This is a genomic window from Burkholderia sp. Ac-20349 (assembly GCF_017104865.1).
Lineage (GTDB): Bacteria > Pseudomonadota > Gammaproteobacteria > Burkholderiales > Burkholderiaceae > Burkholderia > Burkholderia aenigmatica.
Genome location: NZ_JAAGPM010000325.1, coordinates 1 through 1,725, shown reverse-complemented (window position 1 = coordinate 1,725; position 1,725 = coordinate 1). Strand labels below are relative to the sequence as shown.

Annotated in this window: 3 protein-coding genes; all 3 read left to right on the top strand. The window is 69.7% G+C overall.

Annotated elements, in window-relative coordinates; all coding sequences use genetic code 11:
• On the top strand, positions 1-778 hold a 778-nt coding region (locus tag G3N61_RS38985), incomplete at its 5' end, for an SDR family oxidoreductase (RefSeq protein ID WP_205825109.1).
• 40 nt (positions 779-818) lie between these two features.
• Entirely contained in the window at positions 819-1,577 is a 759-nt protein-coding gene (locus tag G3N61_RS38980; protein ID WP_089452902.1) for an SDR family oxidoreductase, read from the top strand.
• 37 nt (positions 1,578-1,614) lie between these two features.
• On the top strand, positions 1,615-1,725 hold a 111-nt coding region (locus G3N61_RS40000; protein WP_241018135.1), incomplete at its 3' end, for an SDR family NAD(P)-dependent oxidoreductase.

Here is a 1,725-nt window from a genome sequence, read left to right as displayed (position 1 = left end):
CGCGCTCGTCGCCGACGGCGCGGCCGTCGTGCTGATGGGCCGCCGCCGCGATGCGCTCGAACGCACGCAGCGGCACCTGACCGACGCGGTGCCCGGCAGCCGCGTCGCGATCCATGCGGGCGATGCCTGCGACGAAGCCGACCTGCAGGCCGCGCTCGACTGCGCGTGGGCGCTCGACCATCGCCTCGACATCGTCGTGCCGACGGTCGGCGGAGCGGGCTTCCGGCCGCTGCTGCTGCACGACGCCGACACCTTCCGCGCCGAAATCGACCTGAACCTGCACAGCGCATTCACCGCGATTCGTCATGCGGCGCCGCGGCTCGCCGACAGCGGCGGCGGCGCGATCGTCTGCATCTCGTCGACGGCCGCGCAGATCAACTTCCGCTGGCTGTCCGCGTACTGCACCGCGAAGGCCGCGCTCGAAGCGCTCGTGCGCGGCGCGGCGGAGGAACTGGCCGGCGCGAAGATCCGCGTGAACGCGGTGCGCCCGGGCCTCACGCGCTCCGAAGCCACGGCGCCGATGTTCGACAACCGCGCGCTCGTCGACAGCTTTCTCGAGCAGATCCCGCTCGGCACGCTCGGCGAACCGGCAGCGATCGCGCATGCGGTGCGCTATCTCGCGGGCCCCGAGTCGGGCTGGGTGACCGGCCAGAGCTTCGCGGTCGACGGCGGCCATGAGCTGCGCACCAACCCGCGCGTCGACGACACGATCGCGCAGATCTACGGTACGGCCGCGCTCGACGCGATCAAGACCGGCCGCGTACCGGGCGCCGCATGAGCGCCCGCCTTCTTTCAACGTCAAAGGAATTCGACCGACCATGAATCGAGTCGCAAACAAGGTTGCGCTGGTCACCGGCGCGGCAAGCGGCGTCGGCCGCGCGGATGCGCTGCTGCTCGCCGCCGAAGGCGCGCGTGTCGTGCTGACCGACATCGACGAAGACGCAGGTCGCGCACTTGCACGCGAGATCGGCGACGCGGCGCTGTTCGTCCGCCACGACATCGCCGATGAGGATGGCTGGCGGCATGCGATCGCGTCGACGCTCGACCGCTTCGGCCGTCTCGACGTGCTCGTCAACAACGCGGCGATCTGTCCGGTCGGCTCGATCGAGGACACGAGCCTCGACACGTGGCAACGCGTGATGCGCACCAACGCGGACGGTTATTTCCTCGGCTGCAAGCACGCGATCGCCGCGATGAAGGGCAACGACACGCCGGGCTCGATCGTGATGATGTCGTCGGTCGCCGCACTCGGCGGCCTGCCGATGATGTGTGCGTACACCGGGTCGAAAGGCGCGGTGACGGCGCTCGCGCGCAGTGTCGCCGTGCACTGCAAGCGCAGCGGCTACCGGATCCGCTGCAACTCGATCCATCCGGACGGGATCTGGACGCCGATGACGCAGGCATTGATGCCCGATCTCGACCCGGCCGCACTCGGTATCGGCAGCGATCCGATGGCGCGCATGTGCGACCCGCAGGACGTCGCGAATCTCGTGCTGTTCCTCGCATCGGACGAGTCGCGCTTCGTGAACGGCGCGGAACTGCGGATCGACAACGCGCAACTGGTGTCGTCGCTGTGACGCGACGCCCTGCCTTCACGTTCAAAGGAGTCCATCGATGATTTCATTCACCGGCAAGACCGTGCTGGTCACCGGCGGCGGCGCGGGCATCGGCCGTGCGTGCGCGGAAGCGTTCGGCGCGGCCGGCGCGCGCGTCGCGGTGGCCGAG

Bases quoted from the DNA above. Each gene is read 5' to 3' on its own strand.
- G3N61_RS38980 (WP_089452902.1), top strand. From the start codon at position 819: ATGAATCGAGTCGCAAACAAGGTTGCGCTGGTCACCGGCGCGGCAAGC.